Origin of the sequence: Pseudomonas sp. PICF141 (assembly GCF_002286815.1) — a bacterium.
GTDB lineage: Bacteria > Pseudomonadota > Gammaproteobacteria > Pseudomonadales > Pseudomonadaceae > Aquipseudomonas.
Map to the genome: position 1 here is coordinate 242,152 of NZ_MUNM01000078.1, position 22,519 is coordinate 264,670.

Genomic DNA, 22,519 nt, shown 5'->3' on the forward strand with positions numbered 1-22,519 from the left:
CCTGCGTTCGGCCTCTGGGAAAGGGGCAACAGATCAAAAGCCAAAGCCAAAGCCAAAGCCAAAGCCAAAGCCAAAGCAAGATCAAAAGCTTCGCGAGCAAGCCCGCTCCCACAGGGGGGGGCATCTGCAAGAGACTGGTCGGCTGTCAGGCCGCCTTCGCAGCGATGCGGCGACCCGACAAGCCAGTTCCCACAAAAAATCAGAGCGCATCCGCTGTGCTTTTCACCACTCAACAGGCCGAGCGTTAGCTCGCCTGCAGCTTTTGATGTTGACGCACCGCCCCCTCGAGAGGCCGAGTGGAGGTTCTGCGCAGTGGGCAACCCGGCATGGATGCCGGGTTAGCCGCGCACGGCCATGGATGGCCGATCGCGGCGGGCCCACGGAGCAGGACCGGAGCGAGGGCATGCCGAGCCTGGGCGAGGCACCGAACGAAAGGGGCAAGAGCGTTTTGGTTACTTTGGCGCTTTTCCAAAGTGACCCGCTGTAAGAGCGGAACCCTAAGCAGTCGTTACCGCAGAAAAGGATATGTACCCGACCAAAGAGCCAGTCGGCCCTCAGGCCGCTGCGTATACAACGTCAGGCACAAACAAAAACGGCCCCTATCCAATAGAGGCCGTTTCCGGTACAGCTCAAGACGTTATCGCAAGACAGCCCTTATCAGCGGTCTTCAAGCCGGGTGATATCACGCGACTCATAGCCAGTGTACAGCTGGCGCGGACGGCCAATCTTGTACGGGCTGGAGAGCATTTCCTTCCAGTGGGAAATCCAGCCGACAGTCCGCGCCAGGGCGAAGATCACGGTGAACATGCTGGTTGGAATGCCGATCGCCTTGAGGATGATCCCCGAATAGAAGTCGACGTTCGGGTACAGCGAGCGTTCGATGAAGTACGGGTCAGTCAGGGCGATCTCTTCCAGGCGCATGGCCAGTTCGAGTTGCGGATCGTTGGTGATGCCCAGTTCCTTCAGCACTTCGTCGCAGGTCTGCTTCATGACGGTGGCACGTGGGTCGCGGTTTTTGTAAACCCGGTGACCGAAGCCCATCAGTTTGAACGGATCGTTCTTGTCCTTGGCCTTGGCGATGTACTTGTCGATGTTCGAAACATCGCCAATCTCGTCAAGCATGGTCAGAACGGCTTCGTTCGCGCCGCCGTGGGCAGGGCCCCACAGTGCAGCGATGCCAGCGGCGATACAGGCGAACGGGTTGGCACCCGAGGAACCTGCCAGGCGTACGGTGGACGTCGATGCGTTCTGCTCGTGGTCGGCATGGAGGATGAAGATCCGGTCCATGGCCTTGGCGAGTACCGGGCTGATCGGTTTGATCTCGCACGGGGTGTTGAACATCATGTGCAGGAAGTTTTCCGCGTACGACAGGTCGTTGCGCGGGTACATCATGGGTTGGCCCATGGAGTACTTGTAAACCATTGCGGCCAGGGTCGGCATCTTGGCAACCAGGCGGATCGCGGAGATTTCACGATGCTGCGGGTTATTGATGTCGAGGGAGTCGTGGTAGAAGGCCGAGAGGGCGCCGACTACGCCGCACATGACAGCCATCGGGTGGGCGTCGCGACGGAAGCCGTTGAAGAAGGTCTTCAACTGTTCGTGAACCATGGTGTGGTTCTTCACGGTGCCGACGAACTGGGCCTTCTGTTCTGCGGTCGGCAATTCGCCGTTGAGCAGCAGATAGCAGGTTTCCAGGTAGTCCGACTTTTCAGCCAGCTGTTCGATCGGGTAGCCGCGGTGCAGCAGAATGCCGTTGTCGCCGTCGATATAGGTGATCTTCGACTCGCAGGAGGCAGTCGACATGAAGCCAGGGTCAAAGGTGAAACGGCCCGTGGCCGTCAGGCCCCGAACGTCGATAACATCGGGACCAACGGTGCCGGTTAAAATGGGCAGCTCGACGGGGGCTGCGCCCTCGATGATCAACTGCGCTTTTTTGTCAGCCATGTGGCCTCCTATTTATGCTTGAAATCATCAGACAGACCCCCCACGCAGGGCCCGCACCACTATAGTGAGATAAATTCGAATGTCAATTTGCCTAAAGTCTTGCTCCAGAAGGCTTTAACCGGACTTTTTCCTCGAAATTGACTGCCATTTACGCCTTTTATGTCACTTGTGCAATCAGCTATTAGGGGAAGGTGAACGCGTTGTCATTAGTAGCCTAACTGTCTATACTCGGCCACCGACCGCCAAGGGCTTTTGGGCCTGCTTTATTGGGGGTCGCATCCCTGGGTGGTGGTTACCTGACCAGTGCACTCCCCAACAACTTTGCCCTGATTGTTAGGGGCTCTTCAGTGTGAAAAAAAGCCGTGAAAAGCCAACGACCTGTAAACCTAGACCTAAGGACCATCAAACTCCCCATCACCGGCGTTACGTCGTTTCTTCACCGTGTTTCCGGCATCATCCTCTTTCTGGGCCTTGGCTTCATGCTTTATGCATTGGGCAAGTCTCTGGATTCCGAGGAAGGTTTTGCCGAGGTGAAGGCATGCTTGACCAGCCCGCTGGCCAAGTTCGTAGCATGGGGCCTCCTGTCCGCTCTTCTGTATCACCTGGTAGCCGGTGTGCGCCATCTGATTATGGATATGGGCATCGGTGAGACGCTGGAAGGCGGCAAGCTGGGCTCGCAAATCATTATCGCCGTATCTGCGGTGTTGATCGTTCTGGCGGGAGTTTGGATATGGTAACCAGCGTTACGAACCTGTCGCGTTCGGGCCTCTATGACTGGATGGCACAGCGTGTGTCTGCGGTCGTTCTCGCGGCTTATTTCATCTTCCTGATCGGATACCTCGTTGCGAATCCTGGCATTGGCTACACCCAATGGCACGAACTGTTCGCAAGCAACTGGATGCGTATCTTCAGTCTGCTGGCCCTTGTGGCCCTGGGCGCTCACGCCTGGGTCGGCATGTGGACCATCGCGACTGACTACCTGACGCCAATGGCGCTGGGCAAGTCCGCGACTGCAGTACGTTTCCTTTTCCAGGCAGTATGCGGCGTTGCGATGTTCGCTTACTTCGTCTGGGGTGTGCAGATTCTCTGGGGTATCTGATCCATGGCTAACATTCCAACGATTTCTTTCGACGCCATCATTATTGGTGGTGGCGGTGCCGGCATGCGCGCAGCGCTGCAACTGGCACAAGGCGGTCACAAGACTGCCGTGATCACCAAGGTTTTCCCGACCCGTTCGCACACCGTGTCGGCCCAGGGCGGCATCACTTGCGCCATCGCGTCCGCTGATCCTAACGATGACTGGCGCTGGCACATGTACGATACCGTCAAGGGTTCCGACTATATCGGTGACCAGGACGCTATCGAATACATGTGTCAGGAAGGTCCGGCTGCCGTTTTCGAGCTGGATCACATGGGGCTGCCGTTCTCCCGTACCGAACAGGGTCGCATCTACCAGCGTCCATTCGGCGGTCAGTCGAAGGATTACGGTAAAGGTGGCCAGGCCGCCCGTACCTGCGCCGCTTCCGACCGTACCGGTCACGCGCTGTTGCACACCCTTTATCAGGGCAACCTGAAAGCTGGCACCACGTTCCTTAACGAGTACTACGCTGTTGATCTGGTGAAGAACCAGGACGGCGCATTCGTCGGCGTGATTGCCATCTGCATCGAAACCGGCGAAACCACCTACATCCGCGCCAAGGCTACCGTACTGGCCACCGGCGGTGCAGGTCGTATCTACGCCTCGACCACCAACGCCCTGATCAATACCGGTGACGGCGTTGGTATGGCGCTGCGTGCCGGCGTACCGGTACAAGACATCGAAATGTGGCAGTTCCACCCGACCGGCATCGCCGGCGCCGGTGTACTGGTGACCGAAGGTTGCCGTGGTGAAGGTGGTTACCTGATCAACAAGCACGGCGAGCGTTTCATGGAGCGTTATGCTCCGAACGCCAAAGACCTTGCCGGTCGTGACGTTGTTGCCCGTTCGATGGTTAAGGAAATCATCGCCGGCAATGGTTGCGGTCCGAATGGCGACCACGTAATGCTCAAACTCGACCACCTGGGCGAGGAAGTGCTGCACAGCCGTCTGCCAGGCATCTGCGAACTGTCCAAGACTTTCGCACACGTTGACCCTGTTGTTGCTCCGGTTCCGGTCGTTCCGACCTGCCACTATATGATGGGCGGCGTTCCGACCAACATTCACGGCCAGGCCATCACCCAGAACGACGAAGGCGTCGACGAAATCATCCCTGGCCTGTTCGCAGTGGGTGAAGTGGCGTGCGTATCGGTTCACGGCGCCAACCGTCTGGGCGGCAACTCGCTGCTTGACCTGGTGGTATTCGGCCGTGCTGCCGGCCTGCACCTGGAAAAAGCGCTGAGCGACGGCATCGAATACGATGACGCCACCGACGCTGACATCAACGCAGCCCTGGCACGTCTGTCCGCTCTGAATGAGCGTACCGACGGTGAAGACGTGGCAACCCTGCGTCGTGAACTGCAAAGCTGCATGCAGAACTACTTCGGTGTGTTCCGTACCGGCGAATACATGCAGAAAGGTATTGCTCAGTTGGCTGATCTGCGCGTGCGTATCGCCAACGTCAAGATCAACGACAAGAGCCAGGCCTTCAACACCGCGCGTATCGAAGCGCTGGAACTGCAAAACCTGCTGGAAGTCGCCGAAGCCACTGCTATCGCTGCAGAAGTGCGCAAAGAGTCCCGCGGTGCTCACGCCCGTGAAGACTTCGAAGACCGTGACGATGAAAACTGGCTGTGCCACACACTGTACTTCCCGGGTGACAAGCGCGTTGCCAAGCGTGCCGTGAACTTCTCGCCGAAGACTGTTCCGACTTTTGAACCTAAGATTCGGACTTATTAAGGGTGGCCGCCATGTTGCAAGTCAGTGTTTATCGTTACAACCCTGATCAGGACGCTGCGCCGTTCATGCAGGAATTCCAGGTTGATACCGGTGGTAAAGACCTGATGGTGCTGGACGTGCTGGCCCTGATCAAAGAGCAGGACGAAGGTTTCTCCTATCGTCGCTCTTGCCGTGAAGGTGTTTGCGGTTCCGACGGCATGAACATCAACGGCAAAAACGGTCTGGCATGCATCACGCCGCTGTCTGCCGTCGTAAAACGTAACAAGCTGATCGTTCGTCCGTTGCCAGGTTTGCCGGTTATCCGTGACCTGGTCGTCGATATGAGCATCTTCTACAAGCAATACGAAAAGGTTAAGCCATACCTGCAGAACGACACGCCAGCTCCGGCCATCGAACGTCTGCAGTCTCCTGAAGAGCGTGAAAAGCTCGACGGTCTGTACGAGTGCATCCTGTGCGCTTGCTGCTCGACTTCGTGCCCGTCCTTCTGGTGGAACCCGGACAAGTTCCTGGGTCCGGCTGCTCTGCTGCAAGCCTATCGCTTCCTGGCAGACAGTCGCGACAACAAGACATCCGAGCGTCTGGCTTCGCTGGATGACCCGTTCAGCGTATTCCGCTGCCGGGGCATCATGAACTGCGTCAACGTTTGTCCGAAAGGCCTGAACCCGACTAAGGCCATCGGTCACATTCGTAACATGTTGCTGCAAAGCGGCGTGTGATTCAGCTGCTGTACCCGTAGAACCGCTGTACCCGTAGATGCTACGGCGCCGGCTTCAACCGGCGCCGTAGTTTTAACCTGAGCAGCAGCTTAAAAGGCTGCCGCTCTTATTTTGAAGAAATGAGACAAGCAGGGGCATCCGGGCTGGTACCCGGACTATCAGCGTGATCCTAAGTGGCTTGTTTTAGTCGCTGCATTCGGACTTCTGCAAGTTTGCTCGGTGTCGACGCCGGTGGTGTTCCCCTAACCGAGGGTGACCAAGCATGCAAGAAAGCGTGATGCAGCGCATGTGGAACAGCGCCTACCTATCCGGTAGTAACGCTGCCTATGTGGAAGAGCTTTACGAGCTCTACCTGCACGACCCTAACGCTGTGCCAGAAGAGTGGCGCACCTACTTCCAGAAGTTGCCTGCTGACGGCAACCCTGCCACCGATGTTTCGCACTCCACAATTCGCGATCATTTCGTCTTGCTGGCAAAGAACCAGCGCCGCGCCCAACCGGTTTCCGCCGGCAGCGTGAGCAGTGAGCACGAGAAGAAGCAAGTTGAAGTGCTGCGATTGATCCAGGCCTACCGTATGCGTGGCCACCAGGCAGCCCAGCTTGACCCGCTGGGGCTGTGGCAGCGTCCTGCACCTGCAGACCTGTCAATCAATCATTACGGCTTGACCAATGCCGATCTTGATACGACCTTCCGTGCCGGCGACCTGTTCATCGGCAAAGAGGAGGCGAGCCTACGCGAAATTCACGAAGCGTTGCAGCAGACATATTGCCGCACCATCGGCGCTGAATTTACGCATATCACCGATTCCGAGCAGCGCCAGTGGTTCCAGCAGCGTCTGGAAAGCGTGCGCGGTCGTCCGACATACTCCGCCGACATCAAGAGCCACCTGCTTGAGCGCGTCACCGCCGGCGAAGGCCTGGAAAAATACCTGGGGACCAAATACCCGGGTACCAAGCGTTTCGGTCTGGAAGGCGGCGAGAGCCTGATTCCGATGCTCGACGAGTTGATCCAGCGTTCCGGCTCCTACGGCACCAAGGAAATCGTGATCGGCATGGCCCACCGTGGTCGTCTGAACGTACTGGTCAATACCTTCGGCAAGAACCCGCGCGAGCTGTTCGACGAGTTCGAAGGCAAGAAAAAGGTCGAGCTGGGTTCCGGTGACGTTAAATATCACCAGGGCTTCTCGTCCAACGTGATGACCACCGGCGGTGAAGTTCACCTGGCCATGGCGTTCAACCCTTCCCACCTGGAAATCGTTTCCCCGGTGGTCGAGGGTTCGGTTCGCGCCCGTCAGGATCGTCGTAACGACCCTACCGGCGAGAAGGTTCTGCCAATTTCCATCCACGGTGACGCGGCTTTCGCCGGTCAAGGTGTGGTCATGGAAACCTTCCAGATGTCGCAGACCCGCGGTTTCAAGACCGGCGGCACCGTGCACATCGTGATCAACAACCAGGTCGGTTTCACCATCAGCAACCCGCTGGACTCGCGCTCCACCGAGTACGCGACCGACGTTGCGAAGATGATCCAGGCGCCGATCCTCCATGTGAATGGTGATGATCCGGAAGCCGTGTTGTTCGTGACCCAACTGGCCATCGACTACCGCATGCAGTTCAAGCGTGACGTGGTAATCGATATGGTCTGCTACCGTCGTCGTGGCCACAACGAGGCCGACGAGCCTAGCGGCACTCAGCCAATCATGTACCAGCAGATCACCAAACAGCGCACCACCCGGGAGCTGTATGCCGAACGTCTGACCCAAAGCGGTGTGCTGGACGCAGAGCGTGTTCAGGCGAAAGTCGACGAATACCGCAATGCGCTGGACAACGGTCTGCATGTTGTAAAAAGCCTGGTCAAAGAGCCGAACAAAGAGTTGTTCGTGGACTGGCGTCCGTATCTGGGCCACGCCTGGACCGCGCGTCACGACACTCGCTTCGATCTGAAAACCTTGCAGGAACTGTCCGCCAAGCTGCTGGAAATTCCGGAAGGCTTCGTGGTTCAGCGCCAGGTCTCGAAAATCTACGAAGACCGTCAGAAAATGCAAGCCGGCGGCCTGCCGATCAACTGGGGTTACGCCGAAACCATGGCGTACGCGACCCTGGCGTTCGAAGGTCACCCGATTCGCATGACGGGTCAGGACATCGGTCGCGGTACGTTCTCGCACCGTCACGCTGTCTTGCACAACCAGAAAGACGCGGGTACCTATATCCCGCTGCAAAACCTGTACAAGGGCCAGCCACGTTTCGACCTGTACGATTCGTTCCTGTCCGAAGAAGCCGTGCTGGCGTTTGAATACGGTTACTCGACCACCACGCCTGACGCGCTGGTGATCTGGGAAGCCCAGTTCGGCGACTTCGCCAACGGTGCCCAAGTGGTTATCGACCAGTTCATCACCAGTGGCGAGCACAAGTGGGGTCGTCTCTGCGGTCTGACCATGCTGCTGCCGCACGGTTATGAAGGTCAGGGGCCAGAGCACTCTTCGGCTCGTCTGGAGCGTTACCTGCAGCTGTGCGCCGAGCACAACATTCAGGTAGCCGTGCCGACTACGCCGGCTCAGATCTACCACTTGCTGCGTCGTCAGGTGATTCGCCCGCTGCGCAAGCCGTTGGTCGTTCTGACTCCGAAGTCGCTGCTGCGTCACAAACTGGCCATCTCGACCCTGGAAGATCTGGCCGAAGGTTCGTTCCAGACCGTTATCCCGGAAATCGATGCCCTGGATCCGAAAAAGATCGAGCGCGTCATTCTGTGTAGCGGCAAGGTCTACTACGACCTGCTGGAAAAACGCCGTGCCGAAGGTCGTGATGACATCGCCATCGTGCGTATCGAGCAGCTGTACCCATTCCCTGAGGACGACTTGAGCGAAGTCCTGGCTCCGTACGCCAACCTCAAACATATCGTTTGGTGTCAGGAAGAGCCGATGAACCAGGGTGCCTGGTACTGCAGCCAACACCACATGCGCCGCATCGTTGGCAATCACGACAAGTCGCTCGTACTCGAGTACGCGGGTCGTGATGCTTCTGCTGCGCCGGCTTGTGGTTATGCATCGATGCACGCTGAGCAGCAGGAACAACTGCTGCAAGACGCCTTTACTGTTTAACGCCTTCGCGCACCTGAAACCGAATTTAAGGACCCACAGATAATGGCTATCGAAATCAAAGCCCCCACTTTCCCGGAATCGGTTGCCGATGGCACCGTTGCCACCTGGCACAAAAAACCGGGCGACGCCGTCAAGCGCGATGATCTGATCGTCGACATCGAGACCGACAAAGTCGTACTGGAAGTGCTGGCCACCGCTGACGGCGTGCTGGGCGCTATCGTCAAGAACGAAGGCGACACCGTTCTGTCCGACGAAGTTCTGGGCTCCATCGGTGAGGGCAGTGCTGCTGCCGCGGCTCCAGCCGCCGCTGCTGCACCTGCTGCCGCTGCCGCTGCTCCTGCCGAAGCGGGCGAAGAGGACCCTGTTGCTGCACCGGCTGCTCGCAAGCTGGCTGAAGAAAACGGCATCAACATCGCTTCCGTTGCCGGTACCGGCAAAGGCGGTCGTGTGACCAAGGAAGACGTTGTTGCCGCTGTAGCTGCCAAAAAAGCCGCTCCGGCTGCCGCACCTGCCAAGGCTGCCGCGCCTGCCGCTGCTGCTCCTGTGTTCGCCGCCGGCGATCGCATCGAGAAGCGCGTACCGATGACCCGCGTTCGCGCCACCGTGGCCAAGCGTCTGGTTGAAGCTCAGTCGAACATGGCGATGCTGACCACTTTCAACGAAGTCGACATGACCGAAGTCATGGCGTTGCGTTCCAAGTACAAGGATCTCTTCGAGAAGAGCCATAACGGCGTGCGTTTGGGCTTCATGTCGTTCTTCGTCAAGGCTGCCACCGAAGCGCTGAAACGCTTCCCGGCTGTCAACGCTTCGATCGACGGCGGCGATATCGTTTACCACGGCTACGCTGACGTCGGCGTTGCAGTTTCCAGCGATCGCGGCCTGGTTGTTCCGGTTCTGCGTAACGCCGAACTGATGAGCCTGGCTGAAATCGAAGGCGGCATCGCCACCTTCGGCAAGAAGGCTCGTGACGGCAAGCTGTCGATGGACGAAATGACCGGTGGTACGTTCACCATCACCAACGGTGGCACCTTCGGTTCGATGATGTCGACGCCGATCGTCAACCCGCCACAAGCGGCCATCCTGGGCATGCACAACATTCTGCAGCGTCCTATGGCAATCAACGGTCAAGTCGTTATCCGTCCGATGATGTACCTGGCGCTGTCCTACGATCACCGTTTGATCGACGGCAAAGAAGCTGTGACCTTCCTGGTTACCATCAAGAACTTGCTGGAAGACCCGGCTCGTTTGCTGCTGGATATCTGATAGAAGCAGCTGCAGGCTTCAAGTTACAAGCTGCAGGAAAGGGCAGCTTGGCTTGACGCTTGCGGCTTCAAGCTTGCCGCAAAAAAGAGGATTTTTTGAATGTCGCAGAAATTTGACGTAGTAGTGATTGGCGCGGGCCCTGGCGGTTACGTGGCCGCCATCAAAGCAGCGCAATTGGGCCTTTCCACTGCCTGCATCGAGAAATACACCGACAAGGAAGGCAAACTGGCCCTCGGCGGTACCTGCCTGAACGTCGGCTGCATTCCATCCAAGGCGCTGCTGGACAGCTCCTGGAAGTTCCACGAAGCCCAAGACGGCTTCGCGATCCATGGTATCAACCACGCTGGCGTAACCATGGACGTGCCAGCAATGGTCGGCCGTAAAGCCAACATCGTCAAAGGCCTGACCTCGGGTGTTGCCACCCTGTTCAAGGCCAACGGCGTGACCTCGATCCAGGGCCACGGCAAACTGCTGGCCGGCAAGAAAGTCGAAGTCACCAAGCCTGACGGTTCGGTAGAAATCATTGAAGCCGAAAACGTGATTCTGGCTCCAGGTTCGCGTCCGATCGACATTCCGCCAGCTCCGGTTGACCAGAATGTGATCGTCGATTCGACTGGCGCGCTGGAATTCCAGTCCGTGCCAAAACGTCTGGGCGTGATCGGCGCTGGCGTGATCGGTCTGGAACTGGGTTCGGTCTGGTCGCGTCTGGGTGCAGAAGTGACTGTCCTGGAAGCCCTGGACACCTTCCTGATGGCAGCGGACACCGCTGTTTCCAAGGAAGCGCTGAAAACCCTGACCAAACAAGGTCTGGACATCAAGCTGGGTGCTCGCGTTACCGGTTCCAAAGTGAACGGTGACGAAGTCGTTGTGAACTACACCGATGCCAACGGCGAACAAAACATCACATTCGACAAGCTGATCGTAGCCGTTGGTCGCCGTCCGGTGACCACTGATTTGCTGGCTGCTGATTGCGGTGTGACCCTGGACGAGCGCGGTTTCGTGCACGTTGACGATCACTGCGCCACCACCGTACCGGGCGTTTACGCCATCGGTGACGTGGTTCGCGGCATGATGCTCGCACACAAGGCCTCGGAAGAGGGCATCATGGTCGTTGAGCGCATCAAGGGCCACAAAGCCCAGATGAACTATGACTTGATCCCGTCAGTTATTTATACTCACCCGGAAATCGCGTGGGTCGGCAAAACCGAGCAGACCTTGAAGGCTGAAGGCGTTGAAGTTAACGTTGGCACCTTCCCGTTCGCAGCCAGTGGCCGTGCCATGGCAGCCAACGACACCGGCGGTTTCGTGAAAGTCATTGCCGATGCCAAGACTGACCGCGTATTGGGCGTCCACGTGATTGGCCCGAGCGCTGCAGAACTGGTTCAGCAGGGCGCGATCGGTATGGAATTCGGCACCAGCGCTGAAGACCTGGGCATGATGGTTTTCTCCCATCCGACCCTGTCTGAAGCCTTGCATGAAGCAGCTTTGGCTGTGAATGGCGGCGCCATCCACATCGCCAACCGCAAGAAGCGTTAAGACAATAAGAAACCACGGCGGTACGGCCCGTCGTGAGCCTTGCGTGCAAGACTCACCGCGGAATGTCCGCTGGACGCAGTCTTGCGTAGCTGCACCGGGTGACCGGAAAGCTACGCAAGCAGCAGTCACAGGTGGTGCGGCACCAGAACGGTGCAGCACCGAATGCGCAGTACCTAACGAAGACGGTAATAAGCATGAATCTTCACGAGTATCAGGGTAAGCAGCTGTTCGCTGAATACGGCCTGCCAGTTTCCACCGGCTACGCAGTAGACACCCCGGAAGCAGCAGCAGAAGCTTGCGACAAAATCGGCGGCACCGAGTGGGTTGTCAAAGCCCAGGTCCACGCTGGTGGTCGCGGTAAAGCGGGCGGCGTAAAGCTGGTTCGCAGCAAAGAAGACGCCAAAGCATTCGCTCAACAGTGGTTGGGCAAGCGTCTGGTGACTTACCAGACTGATGCCAATGGCCAGCCAGTCACCAAGATCCTGGTTGAATCGTGCACTGATATCGCTAAAGAGCTGTACCTGGGCGCTGTCGTTGACCGTTCGAGCCGTCGCATCGTGTTCATGGCTTCCACCGAAGGTGGCGTGGACATCGAGAAAATCGCTCACGACACCCCTGAGAAAATCCTCAAGGCTACTATCGATCCACTGGTTGGCGCTCAGCCATTCCAGGGTCGCGAGCTGGCTTTCCAGCTGGGCCTGGAAGGCAAGCAAGTTGCTCAGTTCGCCAAGATCTTCGTAGGTCTGGCCAAGCTGTTCAAGGATCACGACCTGGCTCTGCTGGAAGTGAACCCGCTGGTGATCAAGGCTGACGGCGATCTGCATTGCCTCGACGCCAAGATCAACATCGACGCCAACGCCATGTACCGTCAGCCTAAGCTGAAGACTTTCCACGATCCGTCGCAAGACGATCCGCGCGAAGCGCACGCTGCCAAGTTCGAACTGAACTACGTAGCACTGGAAGGCAACATCGGTTGCATGGTCAACGGTGCTGGCCTGGCCATGGGTACCATGGACATCGTCAACCTGCATGGCGGCAAGCCAGCCAACTTCCTCGACGTGGGCGGCGGTGCTACCAAAGAACGCGTGACCGAAGCGTTCAAGATCATCCTGTCCGACACTAACGTCGCTGCAGTACTGGTCAACATCTTCGGCGGCATCGTTCGTTGCGACATGATTGCCGAAGGCATCATCGGCGCGGTGAAAGAAGTCGGCGTGAAAATCCCGGTTGTTGTTCGCCTTGAAGGCAACAACGCTGAGCTGGGCGCTAAAGTACTGGCAGAAAGCGGTTTGAACATCATCGCTGCTACCAGCCTGACCGACGCTGCTCAACAAGTTGTCAAAGCTGCGGAGGGCAAATAATGAGCGTCCTGATCAATAAAGACACCAAAGTTATCTGCCAGGGTATTACCGGTTCGCAAGGTAGTTTCCACACCCAGCAAGCCATCGAATACGGCACCCAGATGGTGGGTGGCGTAACGCCTGGCAAAGGCGGCACCGAGCACCTGGGTCTGCCAGTGTTCAACACCGTGAAAGACGCTGTAGCTGCCACTGGCGCCACTGCCAGCGTGATCTACGTTCCAGCTCCTTTCTGCAAGGACTCGATCCTGGAAGCGGCATTCGGCGGCATCAAGCTGATCGTGTGCATCACCGAAGGCATTCCTACCCTGGATATGCTGGACGCTAAAGTTAAGTGCGACGAGCTGGGCGTAGTCCTGATCGGCCCTAACTGCCCAGGCGTGATCACCCCAGGCGAATGCAAGATCGGCATCATGCCAGGTCACATTCATTTGCCAGGCAAGGTCGGTATCGTTTCCCGTTCCGGCACCCTGACTTACGAAGCCGTGAAGCAGACCACTGACGCCGGTTTCGGTCAGTCCACTTGCGTCGGCATCGGTGGTGACCCGATCCCAGGCTCCAACTTCATCGACATCCTGAAGCTGTTCCAGGAAGACCCGAAGACCGAAGCGATCGTGATGATCGGTGAGATCGGCGGTTCGGCTGAAGAAGAAGCGGCTGCCTACATCAAGGCTCACGTGACCAAGCCGGTTGTTTCCTACATCGCTGGTGTGACTGCTCCTCCGGGCAAGCGCATGGGCCATGCTGGCGCAATCATCTCTGGCGGCAAAGGCACTGCAGACGAGAAATTCGCTGCTCTGCAAGACGCAGGCGTAAAAACCGTGCGTTCGCTGGCAGACATCGGCAAGGCCCTGGCCGAGCTGACTGGCTGGGCTGTCAAGTAAGCCTCGCGCTTAACTGACGCTTCACCAAACAAAGGCCACCCTCGGGTGGCCTTTGTCATTTCCAAAGATCAAAAGATCGCAGCCTTCGGCAGCTCCTACAGTTGGAATGCGATCCCATGTAGGAGCTGCCGAAGGCTGCGATCTTTTGATCTTCAAGGAAAATTAGATATGTAAACGCGACATTGAAATGTCGTGTATCGGATAGTTCGCCCTGTAACAGTGCGTTTGTCGTGCGAATTCGTTAGGCTAGCAGCCATTTTTGCGTCCGCGGCCCACAAGGCAGCGACGCGCTAAACGGGTTAGTCCTATACGGGCCGACAGCATTTCCCTCACCCATAAGGGAAATCCCTCTCTAAATTCCGATTCAGTAGTGTGGTATTTCCTTAATGAAAGTGTTGAAAGGCCAGGACATCCTGGCACTGGGTTTTATGACATTTGCCCTGTTCGTCGGGGCTGGCAACATCATCTTCCCGCCTATCGTCGGTTTGCAGTCCGGGCCTAATGTCTGGATGGCGGCGCTGGGTTTTCTGGTCACAGCGGTCGGTTTGCCGGTGATCACCGTTGTCGCCCTGGCCAAGGTCGGTGGTGCAATGGATGCCTTGAGCAGCCCGATCGGTAAAATCGCCGGTGGCCTGCTGGCAGCGGCGTGCTACCTCGCCGTCGGCCCGTTGTTCGCGACGCCGCGCACTGCGACCGTGTCGTTCGAAGTGGGCCTGGCGCCACTGACTGGCGAGAGCCCGCTGGCGTTGTTTCTCTATAGCTCGGTGTACTTCCTGGTGGTGTTCTTCATTTCGCTCTACCCGGGCCGCCTGCTCGACACCGTCGGACGTTTCCTTGCACCGCTGAAGATCATCGCCCTGGCCGTTCTGGGCATCGCCGCGTTTGCGTTGCCGGCTGGTGATATTGGCGTGGCCACCCCTGAATATGTCACAGCACCGTTCTCCCAGGGCTTTATCAATGGTTACCTGACCATGGATACCCTGGGTGCGCTGGTATTTGGCATCGTTATTGTCAATGCGATCCGCTCCCGTGGCGTGGAATCACCGGCCTTGATCACCCGTTACGCGATCATCGCCGGTCTGATTGCCGGCGTGGGCCTGGCGCTGGTTTATGTCAGTCTGTTCCGTCTCGGCTCGGGCAGCCATGAAGTGGCGGCCGGTGCTGCCAATGGCGCGGCGGTACTGCACGCGTATGTCCAGCACACGTTTGGTTCGTTGGGCAGCGGTTTCCTTGCGGTGCTGATTTCCCTGGCCTGCCTGGTGACGGCAGTCGGTCTGACGTGCGCTTGTGCCGAATACTTCAGCCGTGTACTGCCACTGTCCTACAAGACGCTGGTGATCATCCTGGCTGCGTTTTCCCTGTTGGTGTCCAACCTGGGCCTCACCAAACTGATCGCGTTCTCGATCCCGGTACTGACCGCCATCTATCCGCCGTGCATTGCCCTGGTAGCGCTGAGCTTCTGCAAGGATTTCTGGCATGAGCAAGGCCGCATCGTCGGTCCGGTGATGCTGGTGTCGTTCATCTTCGGTCTGATCGATGCCCTCAAGGGTGCCGGTCTGGCCGATTGGATGCCGTCCCAGCTGACACACCTGCCACTGAGCGAGCAGGGTCTGGCGTGGCTGGTGCCGGCGGTCATGACTCTGGTGGTCGCGGTGGTTTGCGATCGTCTGCTGGGCAAGCGCGCCGAAGCGCTGGCCTAAGCTTCATGGCCCGCCACAAGCGGGCCTCGAACTGCTTTCCTGGCAAAAATGAAAATGCCCCGTATCAATCGATACGGGGCATTTTTTATGCGTGTGATGCAGTGTCTTTTTCCTTGAGCTAACGTCGAAGCATTGCCAAATCTAATGTGGGAGCGAGCCCACTCGCAATGGCGGCTTTACATTCAATAGATGCGTTGGCTGATCTACCGCCATCGCGAGCAGGCTCGCTCCCACAGGTTTCAGTTCTCCGAAAACGCACCACAAGGACCTGCATGTCGTTCATCCACGCCAATCTGATCCACATCCTCGCCGCGCTCTGGTTTGTTATCTGCTGGGGTGGCTACACCCGTTACGCAACATGGAAAGGCCGCGACACTGCATGCCTGGCCAGTGTGTTGCATCTGTATCGCGAAGACTGGATGCGCCGCATGCTGTTGCGCGACAACCGCATTGCTGATGCCAGCGTGATCGGTAACCTGGAGCGCAATGCCTCGTTCTTCGCGTCCAGTACGTTGATTATCCTGGCCGGTATTCTCACGGTATTAGGGGCGTCCGATAGAGCCGTGTCGTTGCTGGCGGATATCCCGATGGTGCAACAGGCTTCCCAGGGCATGTCGGAGATTAAGTTGTTATGCCTGGCGCTGGTGTTTGTCTATGCGTTCTTTACGTTCAGCTGGTGCATGCGTCAGTACAACTTTGCGGCCATTCTCGTGGGGTCGGCACCCATGATCGGCGAGCGCCATGTGTCCGAGCAAGAGCGTAAAGCCTTCGCTTCCCGTGCCGCCCGTGTCATCTCCATGGCGGCCAACCAGTTCAACTTCGGTCTGCGTTCCTATTACTTCGGTATGACCATGCTGGCGTGGTTCGTCAGCCCCTGGTTGTTCATGTTGATGAGTGCCGGCGTCGTGCTGGTGTTGTATCGCCGCGAGTTTCACTCCGACGTTCTCGATGTGATGGTCTATACCCCCACAGAGGCGCCATTGCCTGAAGTTAACAAGGAGGCTGCTTGATGAGTATTCCGTTCTGGTGTGTGTTTATCAGCGCATTATTGATTTTCCTGGCAAAGATCCCGGTGGCCAAAGCCATGAACGAGCAGGGTGGTTACAACAATCACCTGCCGCGTCAACAACAGGCGCAACTTACAGGCTTCGGTGCCCGTGCATTGGCAGCCCATCAAAACAGTTTCGAGGCGTTCATGATCTTTGCGGTGGGGGTGTTGATGGCGCACACCACGCAGACGGCGGGATGGCTGATCGATGCGCTGGCGATCATCTTTGTGATCGCACGTATCTTTTACCTGTTGTGCTATTGGGTGGATCTGGCCTGGCAGCGCAGTCTGGTGTGGTTTGTCGGCTTAGTGTCTTCGTTGCTGCTGATGATTAGTCCGACTTTTAGGGCGATTTTGCTCTAAGGCTGCACGCCAAACAAAAGCCGCAGACAAAAGAAAACCCGCACTTGGCGGGTTTTCTTTTATCACTAAAAACGTTGTTAGTTTTTAGGAGCTTCTGGCGCGGCTTCTTTTGTCGCTGCTGCGTTCGATTCGGCCTGAGCTTTGGCAGCTTCGGCGTTTTCTTTTGCTGCCTCGTTCACTTTATCCTGAGCTTCACCCATTTTTTCCTGAGCTTGCTCAGCATGTTTGGTGGCTTCTTGAGCTTTGTCCTCGGATTTTTTATCGCAGGCAGCGAGACCGAGGGAAGCGGTCAACATCAAGGCAATAGCTAAAGTCTTACGCATGGGGTGTTTCTCCTGATGGAAAGTATCTACTGGCCTTTCGAACGCAGCGATCAGGGTTAAGTTCCTTAATTCGCACAGATATATAAGTTTGTTTTTCTACGGAACTTTTACCCATTAGCCTGCTACTTTTCCGGGGCACTAAGAAGAGTTTAATCCAATGGCCGAAAACCCCGTTTTTGAGCGTGCGACGCGATTCCTGTCGGCATTGCGGCATTGTCAGGTACTCGGTTTGCGCGTTCACAGCGCCAGCAGCGAAGGATTGACGGTGATTCTGCCGTACAGCCCGCAAATCGTCGGCAATCGGCAAACCGGGGTGATCCATGGCGCAGCGTTGACCTCACTGATGGACACCGCCTGCGGCATGGCTACCCTTTGTGTGTTGCCCGAATTCGAAGTCTGTCCGACGCTCGACTTGCGCATCGACTACATGCACGCCGCCGAGCCGCACAAGGACGTGTACGGCTTCGCCCAATGCTACCGAGTGACCACCGATGTCATCTTCGCGCGCGGTTTTGCTTATCAAGATGACCCCGAACAGCCCATCGCCCATGTGGTGGGTACCTTCATGCGCATGGGCAAGGGCGTCAAAGGCACCAAAGGCTTTGCCGGTGCCATTGCGGGAGGTGCGAAATGACCGACGCGTTCAACGAGCAGCTTCAAAAGGCCCATGCGCAGGGGGACTACGCCTCGCTGCTGGACCTGATTCCCTATGCCAGACTGATTGGCGTCGAATGTTCGCGGGTGGGTGATGAACTGCTGTTCCGTCTGCCGGCGAACAAAGACAACATTGGTAATCCTTTATTGCCAGCAATTCACGGCGGGGTGATTGCCGGGTTCATGGAGCTCTCGGCGGCATTGCACCTGCTGATCTTCACCGGCTCGTCCAGTGTGCCGAAGATTATCGACTTCTCCATCGATTACCTGCGCGCGGGGCAATTTCGCGATACCTGGGCCAAATGCCAGGTGTGCCGACAGGGGCGCCGGGTGGCAAACGTGGCGATTACCGCCTGGCAAAGCACTGAAGCCGAGCCCATTGCGACGGCCCGCGCTCATTTCAAAATAGAACAGCCCTTGAAATCCTGATCACAGCCCCCAACTCTGAGGACAACCCGCCGTCGACCCTCAAGGTCGCGGCTTATGCCATCTGATTGGAGTTTGATGACCATGAGTGTGGAAACTCAAAAGGAAACCCTGGGCTTCCAGACCGAGGTGAAGCAACTGCTGCACCTCATGATCCATTCGCTGTATTCCAACAAGGAAATTTTCCTTCGCGAATTGATCTCGAACGCCTCTGACGCTGTCGACAAATTACGCTTTGAAGCGCTGGCCAAGCCTGACTTGCTGGAAGGCGGCGCGGAACTGAAAATCCGTGTGAGCTTCGACAAAGACGCTAAAACCGTCACCCTCGAAGACAACGGCATCGGCATGAGCCGTGAAGACGCGGTGACCCACCTGGGCACTATCGCCAAGTCCGGCACTGCCGATTTCATGAAACACCTGTCTGGCGATCAGAAAAAAGACTCGCACCTGATCGGTCAATTCGGGGTCGGTTTTTACTCGGCCTTCATCGTCGCCGATAAAGTTGACGTATTCAGCCGCCGTGCCGGCCTCGCTGCCAGCGAAGGTGTGCACTGGTCATCCAAAGGCGAAGGCGAATTCGAAATCGCCACCGTCGAGAAGGCTGACCGCGGTACGCGCATTGTCCTGCACCTGAAATCCGGTGAAGACGAGTTCGCCGATGGTTGGCGTCTGCGCAACATCATCAAGAAGTACTCCGACCATATCGCCTTGCCGATCGAGTTGCCCAAAGAAGTGGCGGCCGTCGAAGGCGAAGACAAGCCTGCCGTTGAATGGGAAACCGTCAACCGCGCCAGCGCTCTGTGGACTCGCCCTCGTACTGAAATCAAGGACGAGGAATACCAGGAGTTCTACAAACACGTCGCTCATGATTTCGAAAACCCGCTGAGCTGGAGCCACAACAAGGTCGAAGGCAAGCTGGAGTACACCTCGCTGCTTTATGTGCCGACCCGTGCTCCGTTCGACCTGTACCAGCGTGAAGCGTCGAAAGGTCTGAAGCTGTACGTGCAGCGTGTGTTCGTCATGGATCAGGCTGAGTCGTTCCTGCCGCTGTACCTGCGCTTCATCAAAGGTGTGGTCGACTCCAACGATCTGTCGCTGAACGTGTCGCGGGAAATCCTGCAGAAAGACCCGATCATCGATTCGATGAAGTCGGCGCTGACCAAGCGCGTCCTGGACATGCTGGAAAAACTGGCGAAGAACGAGCCTGAGCAATACAAAGGCTTCTGGAAGAACTTCGGTCAGGTCATGAAAGAAGGCCCGGCAGAAGATTTCGCCAACAAAGAAAAAATTGCTGGCCTGCTGCGTTTCGCGTCCACTCAGGGCGACGACGGCGAGCAAGTTGTAGGTCTGGCCGACTACCTGGCCCGCGCCAAGGAAGGTCAGGACAAGATTTACTACCTGACTGGCGAAACCTACGCGCAAGTCAAAAACAGCCCGCACCTGGAAGTCTTCCGCAAGAAAGGCATTGAAGTGCTGCTGCTGACCGACCGCATCGACGAGTGGCTGATGAGCTACCTCACCGACTTCGACGGCAAGAGCTTTGTCGACGTGGCACGCGGTGACCTGGACCTCGGTAACCTGGATTCGGAAGAAGACAAGAAAGCCGCAGAAGAAGTCGCCAAGTCCAAAGAAGGCCTGGTTGAGCGTCTGAAGACGGCATTGGGCGACTCCGTTGCTGAAGTGCGGGTGTCCCATCGTCTGACCGATTCCCCGGCGATTCTGGCCATCGGCGAGCAGGACCTGGGCCTGCAAATGCGTCAGATCCTGGAAGCCAGCGGTCAGAAGGTTCCGGATTCGAAGCCGATCTTCGAATTCAACCCGGCGCACCCGCTGATCGAGAAGCTCGACAACGAGCAGAGCGACGAGCGCTTCGGCGACCTGTCGCACATTCTGTTCGATCAGGCGGCCTTGGCGGCCGGCGACAGCTTGAAAGACCCGGCCGCTTATGTGCGCCGTCTGAACAAGCTGCTGGTTGAACTGTCGGTTTAACCGCGTTGTAAAAAAACCCGCTTCGGCGGGTTTTTTGATCGTTCCCACGCTCTGCGTGGGAATGCCTCTGGGGACGCTCCGCGTCCAGTGACGCGGAGCGTCACGGGCTGCAACCACGCAGAGCATGGGAACGATCAGCCGATCAATTACAGGGGCGTTGGCGGGCTTCGGTGTTTCGGCAGTTCGATCCGCTCGCTTTCCCCTGGCACTGTCGGCCAGTCCCCGGCCGCCCAACGCCGACGTGCTTCATCGATCAATGCCGGATCACTGGCCACGAAATTCCAGTTGATCCGCCGTGGCCCATCCAGCGGCGCACCGCCAAACAGCACGGCATGGCAGTCGCTTTCAGCGAACAGTGCCATCTCTTCACCGGCCGGCAATACCACCAGCGAGTGAGGTTCAATCAGCTCGCCATCCAGTTGCGCCTCGCCGCTCAACACATACAGTGCCCGTTCTTCATGCTCGGTGGGAATCAGCAATGTGGTTGCCGTTTGCAGGTTCAATTCGGCATACAGCGTAGGAGAAAGCACTGGGACGGGCGATTCCAGGCAAAAGCCTGACCCGGCGATCATCCGAATCTTCACGCCCAAATTATCGCTGACGGGCAGCGTAGCAGCCGGATGGTGGCTGTAATGTCCCGGACCGTGTTCATGATCCTGGGGCGACGCCAGCCATATCTGCAAGCCGTGCATCGTAAAGCCGCTTTCCTTCAATGCTTCGGGCGTGCGTTCGACGTGGGCGATTGCACTGCCGGCGATCATCCAGCTGACATCACCGGCATTTACCACCTGATCGGAGCCAAGACTGTCCTTGTGCTGGATTTGCCCTTCGAACAGGTAGGTGAGGGTGGACAGGCCAATGTGCGGGTGCTGACGGATATTCATGCCTTTACCCGCCGGGTAACGGGTTTCGAGCATGTGGTCGAAAAACACGAAAGGTCCGACGTTGCGGCATTTGGCTGACGGCAACGGGCGAAGAATCGGCTGGCCTTCGACATCTTCGGCGCGAGGGCGTATCACGAGTGGCGTGTTCATGGTGCATTCCAGGCTGAGCGGGTGACGCACGGAGCATAACCCGCTTGCGTAGCCCTTGCCGCTATTGGCTGAACGCACCTTCGGACAGATGGGTTTCGATGCTGACTTCGGAGGTGGTCATCAGCTTATGTACCGGGCAGCGGTCAGCCACGCGATGCAGTTCGTCGCGCTGGGCATCGGTGAGCACGCCTTTTAGCGTGAGTTCGACGTGCAAGGCGTATTTGCCTTTCTGCTCTTCACTGTTGTCGCGCTTGACCTCAACCTCGACGCCCGTCAGCGGGATGTTCTTTTTCCTGGCGTAGATTTTCAGCGTCAGGGCCTTACAGGCACCGAGGGCTGCATCGAAGTAGTCGTGGGGTTCAGGCGCGGAGCCTTCGCCGCCAGAGGTTTTCGGCACGTCGGCAAAGAGTTCGTGGTCATCGATCTGGACGCTGTGACGAAAACCTTCGGCGGAGACGGTATTGACGGTAACAGTCATAAGAAACCTCGCAGACAATGGGAAAAGTCATTCGATCAAAAAAGACCCTGAAGTTATAGAGCATCCCTTCAAATTCGCGTTCCACTTTCTTGCCTGGCGATCCTGCCTGGTGTTGTCGCGAAGTGACCACAATCCCGTGGCGAGGGGGCTCGCCCCCGTTCGGCTGCGAAGCAGTCGTAAATCCGGACAACTCAATCTGTCTGAAAAGGTACAGGGGGCCGCTTTGCGACCCAACGGGGGCAAGCCCCCTCGCCACAGGCAAGCCCCTCCCCACGGGATTGTGCTGAACCCAAGGTTGTCATCGTCCTGTCACCCCGGCGTCATACCCTCGCGCTCATCTCAATCAAGGAGCGCACTATGCACCTCACCCGCTTAATCGCCCTGGCCACAATGATGTTCATCAGTGGCCTGGCCAATGCCGAAGTCCGCGTCGAAGGCCCGGTGGAATACGGCGTGTTCGCTGGCCCGAAAGCCGAACTGCAATCGGGCGAGCGAGTGTTGCGTCGCAGCAATGAACAGATCCGGCAGACCGAAATCGTTCCCGCCAAACTCGGCACCAAATTCGGTATGCGTTACCAGTTGGCTGGCAAGGTCGCCGAAGACCAGCCGTTGACCTTGCTCTATTTCACCCCGGGCATCCGAACTCCGGATGGCGTGCGTCACGACAAACTGGAAGTCACTCAAAAACTGGTGCCCGGTGCTCCCCAAGACGTGATGGCCTTCGAGTTCACCGAAAGCCACGAAGTCGTTCCCGGCGAGTGGCGGTTCATGGTGTTCCAGGGCGATCGTCTGCTGGCCCAGCAGCGTTTTACCGTGCGCTGATCGTTCTCTCGA

20 protein-coding genes are annotated in these 22,519 nt (G+C 57.5%); 16 read left to right on the forward strand and 4 right to left on the reverse strand.

Annotation, left to right across the window (positions count from 1 at the left end; translation table 11 throughout):
* Window positions 1–657: 657 nt before the first annotated feature.
* On the reverse strand, window positions 658–1,944 hold the full coding sequence (gene gltA / locus BZL43_RS23660; protein ID WP_008071464.1) for a citrate synthase: 1,287 nt from the start codon (window positions 1,942–1,944) through the stop codon (window positions 658–660).
* Between the two features lie 362 nt (window positions 1,945–2,306).
* On the opposite strand from gltA, the gene sdhC reads away from it, so the two are divergent.
* From sdhC to BZL43_RS23720, 12 genes are all read left to right on the forward strand, one after another.
* On the forward strand, window positions 2,307–2,681 hold the full coding sequence (sdhC, locus tag BZL43_RS23665; RefSeq protein WP_095634526.1) for a succinate dehydrogenase, cytochrome b556 subunit: 375 nt from the start codon (window positions 2,307–2,309) through the stop codon (window positions 2,679–2,681).
* The gene (sdhD, locus tag BZL43_RS23670; RefSeq protein WP_052967227.1) at window positions 2,675–3,043 is read left to right on the forward strand and encodes a succinate dehydrogenase, hydrophobic membrane anchor protein; all 369 of its coding nucleotides are present in this window, start codon (window positions 2,675–2,677) and stop codon (window positions 3,041–3,043) included. Before sdhC ends, sdhD begins: the two co-directional genes overlap by 7 nt.
* Before the next feature lie 3 nt (window positions 3,044–3,046).
* The gene (gene sdhA / locus BZL43_RS23675) at window positions 3,047–4,819 is read left to right on the forward strand and encodes a succinate dehydrogenase flavoprotein subunit (protein ID WP_095634527.1); all 1,773 of its coding nucleotides are present in this window, start codon (window positions 3,047–3,049) and stop codon (window positions 4,817–4,819) included.
* 11 nt (window positions 4,820–4,830) lie between these two features.
* On the forward strand, window positions 4,831–5,535 hold the full coding sequence (locus BZL43_RS23680; RefSeq protein WP_007898989.1) for a succinate dehydrogenase iron-sulfur subunit: 705 nt from the start codon (window positions 4,831–4,833) through the stop codon (window positions 5,533–5,535).
* A gap of 262 nt (window positions 5,536–5,797) precedes the next feature.
* A complete protein-coding gene (locus BZL43_RS23685; protein WP_095634528.1) occupies window positions 5,798–8,629 on the forward strand; it encodes a 2-oxoglutarate dehydrogenase E1 component in 2,832 nt (943 codons plus the stop codon).
* Window positions 8,630–8,671: 42 nt separating this feature from the next.
* The gene (gene odhB / locus BZL43_RS23690) at window positions 8,672–9,892 is read left to right on the forward strand and encodes a 2-oxoglutarate dehydrogenase complex dihydrolipoyllysine-residue succinyltransferase (RefSeq protein WP_095634529.1); all 1,221 of its coding nucleotides are present in this window, start codon (window positions 8,672–8,674) and stop codon (window positions 9,890–9,892) included.
* A gap of 99 nt (window positions 9,893–9,991) precedes the next feature.
* A complete protein-coding gene (lpdA, locus tag BZL43_RS23695) occupies window positions 9,992–11,428 on the forward strand; it encodes a dihydrolipoyl dehydrogenase (RefSeq protein WP_095634530.1) in 1,437 nt (478 codons plus the stop codon).
* Between the two features lie 194 nt (window positions 11,429–11,622).
* The gene (gene sucC, locus BZL43_RS23700; protein ID WP_007898980.1) at window positions 11,623–12,789 is read left to right on the forward strand and encodes an ADP-forming succinate--CoA ligase subunit beta; all 1,167 of its coding nucleotides are present in this window, start codon (window positions 11,623–11,625) and stop codon (window positions 12,787–12,789) included.
* Window positions 12,789–13,670, forward strand: a complete 882-nt coding sequence (sucD, locus tag BZL43_RS23705) for a succinate--CoA ligase subunit alpha (RefSeq protein WP_095191616.1) — start codon at window positions 12,789–12,791, stop codon at window positions 13,668–13,670. Before sucC ends, sucD begins: the two co-directional genes overlap by 1 nt.
* Window positions 13,671–14,056: 386 nt before the next feature.
* Window positions 14,057–15,370 carry a branched-chain amino acid transport system II carrier protein gene (gene brnQ / locus BZL43_RS23710; RefSeq protein ID WP_095634531.1) on the forward strand — a complete coding sequence of 438 codons (1,314 nt, stop codon included), beginning with the start codon at window positions 14,057–14,059 and terminating at the stop codon, window positions 15,368–15,370.
* Window positions 15,371–15,642: 272 nt separating this feature from the next.
* The gene (locus BZL43_RS23715; protein ID WP_095634532.1) at window positions 15,643–16,380 is read left to right on the forward strand and encodes a DUF599 domain-containing protein; all 738 of its coding nucleotides are present in this window, start codon (window positions 15,643–15,645) and stop codon (window positions 16,378–16,380) included.
* Entirely contained in the window at window positions 16,380–16,781 is a 402-nt protein-coding gene (locus BZL43_RS23720; RefSeq protein ID WP_095634533.1) for an MAPEG family protein, read from the forward strand. Before BZL43_RS23715 ends, BZL43_RS23720 begins: the two co-directional genes overlap by 1 nt.
* Before the next feature lie 77 nt (window positions 16,782–16,858).
* Here BZL43_RS23720 and BZL43_RS23725 read toward each other — a convergent pair whose 3' ends face one another.
* Complete coding sequence (locus BZL43_RS23725) at window positions 16,859–17,104, reverse strand: hypothetical protein (protein WP_008071487.1); 246 nt, start codon at window positions 17,102–17,104, stop codon at window positions 16,859–16,861.
* A 157-nt stretch (window positions 17,105–17,261) separates the two neighbouring features.
* Between BZL43_RS23725 and BZL43_RS23730 the strand changes: the two genes are divergently transcribed.
* The 3 genes from BZL43_RS23730 to htpG all read left to right on the forward strand — a co-directional run bounded on the left by BZL43_RS23730 (window position 17,262) and on the right by htpG (window position 20,173).
* Window positions 17,262–17,738, forward strand: coding sequence for a PaaI family thioesterase (locus BZL43_RS23730; RefSeq protein ID WP_095634534.1), 477 nt, complete (start codon window positions 17,262–17,264; stop codon window positions 17,736–17,738).
* Window positions 17,735–18,187 carry a PaaI family thioesterase gene (locus BZL43_RS23735; RefSeq protein ID WP_095634535.1) on the forward strand — a complete coding sequence of 151 codons (453 nt, stop codon included), beginning with the start codon at window positions 17,735–17,737 and terminating at the stop codon, window positions 18,185–18,187. The genes BZL43_RS23730 and BZL43_RS23735 overlap by 4 nt, the downstream gene beginning before the upstream one ends.
* 81 nt (window positions 18,188–18,268) lie before the next feature.
* A complete protein-coding gene (htpG, locus tag BZL43_RS23740; RefSeq protein WP_095634572.1) occupies window positions 18,269–20,173 on the forward strand; it encodes a molecular chaperone HtpG in 1,905 nt (634 codons plus the stop codon).
* A gap of 146 nt (window positions 20,174–20,319) precedes the next feature.
* On the opposite strand, the gene BZL43_RS23745 is transcribed toward htpG, so the two are convergent.
* Entirely contained in the window at window positions 20,320–21,207 is an 888-nt protein-coding gene (locus BZL43_RS23745) for a pirin family protein (RefSeq protein WP_095634536.1), read from the reverse strand.
* 61 nt (window positions 21,208–21,268) lie between these two features.
* Window positions 21,269–21,685, reverse strand: coding sequence for an OsmC family protein (locus BZL43_RS23750; protein WP_095634537.1), 417 nt, complete (start codon window positions 21,683–21,685; stop codon window positions 21,269–21,271).
* A gap of 357 nt (window positions 21,686–22,042) precedes the next feature.
* Here BZL43_RS23750 and BZL43_RS23760 point away from each other — a divergent pair, with 357 nt between their 5' ends.
* Window positions 22,043–22,507, forward strand: coding sequence for a DUF3859 domain-containing protein (locus tag BZL43_RS23760; protein WP_095634539.1), 465 nt, complete (start codon window positions 22,043–22,045; stop codon window positions 22,505–22,507).
* Window positions 22,508–22,519 lie beyond the last annotated feature (12 nt).

Bases quoted from the DNA above. Each gene is read 5' to 3' on its own strand.
- gltA (WP_008071464.1), bottom strand. From the start codon at position 1,944: ATGGCTGACAAAAAAGCGCAGTTGATCATCGAGGGCGCAGCCCCCGTC.
- sdhD (WP_052967227.1), top strand. From the start codon at position 2,675: ATGGTAACCAGCGTTACGAACCTGTCGCGTTCGGGCCTCTATGACTGG.
- sdhA (WP_095634527.1), top strand. From the start codon at position 3,047: ATGGCTAACATTCCAACGATTTCTTTCGACGCCATCATTATTGGTGGT.
- BZL43_RS23680 (WP_007898989.1), top strand. From the start codon at position 4,831: ATGTTGCAAGTCAGTGTTTATCGTTACAACCCTGATCAGGACGCTGCG.
- BZL43_RS23685 (WP_095634528.1), top strand. From the start codon at position 5,798: ATGCAAGAAAGCGTGATGCAGCGCATGTGGAACAGCGCCTACCTATCC.
- odhB (WP_095634529.1), top strand. From the start codon at position 8,672: ATGGCTATCGAAATCAAAGCCCCCACTTTCCCGGAATCGGTTGCCGAT.
- lpdA (WP_095634530.1), top strand. From the start codon at position 9,992: ATGTCGCAGAAATTTGACGTAGTAGTGATTGGCGCGGGCCCTGGCGGT.
- sucC (WP_007898980.1), top strand. From the start codon at position 11,623: ATGAATCTTCACGAGTATCAGGGTAAGCAGCTGTTCGCTGAATACGGC.
- sucD (WP_095191616.1), top strand. From the start codon at position 12,789: ATGAGCGTCCTGATCAATAAAGACACCAAAGTTATCTGCCAGGGTATT.
- brnQ (WP_095634531.1), top strand. From the start codon at position 14,057: ATGAAAGTGTTGAAAGGCCAGGACATCCTGGCACTGGGTTTTATGACA.
- BZL43_RS23715 (WP_095634532.1), top strand. From the start codon at position 15,643: ATGTCGTTCATCCACGCCAATCTGATCCACATCCTCGCCGCGCTCTGG.
- BZL43_RS23720 (WP_095634533.1), top strand. From the start codon at position 16,380: ATGAGTATTCCGTTCTGGTGTGTGTTTATCAGCGCATTATTGATTTTC.
- BZL43_RS23725 (WP_008071487.1), bottom strand. From the start codon at position 17,104: ATGCGTAAGACTTTAGCTATTGCCTTGATGTTGACCGCTTCCCTCGGT.
- BZL43_RS23730 (WP_095634534.1), top strand. From the start codon at position 17,262: ATGGCCGAAAACCCCGTTTTTGAGCGTGCGACGCGATTCCTGTCGGCA.
- BZL43_RS23735 (WP_095634535.1), top strand. From the start codon at position 17,735: ATGACCGACGCGTTCAACGAGCAGCTTCAAAAGGCCCATGCGCAGGGG.
- htpG (WP_095634572.1), top strand. From the start codon at position 18,269: ATGAGTGTGGAAACTCAAAAGGAAACCCTGGGCTTCCAGACCGAGGTG.
- BZL43_RS23745 (WP_095634536.1), bottom strand. From the start codon at position 21,207: ATGAACACGCCACTCGTGATACGCCCTCGCGCCGAAGATGTCGAAGGC.
- BZL43_RS23750 (WP_095634537.1), bottom strand. From the start codon at position 21,685: ATGACTGTTACCGTCAATACCGTCTCCGCCGAAGGTTTTCGTCACAGC.
- BZL43_RS23760 (WP_095634539.1), top strand. From the start codon at position 22,043: ATGCACCTCACCCGCTTAATCGCCCTGGCCACAATGATGTTCATCAGT.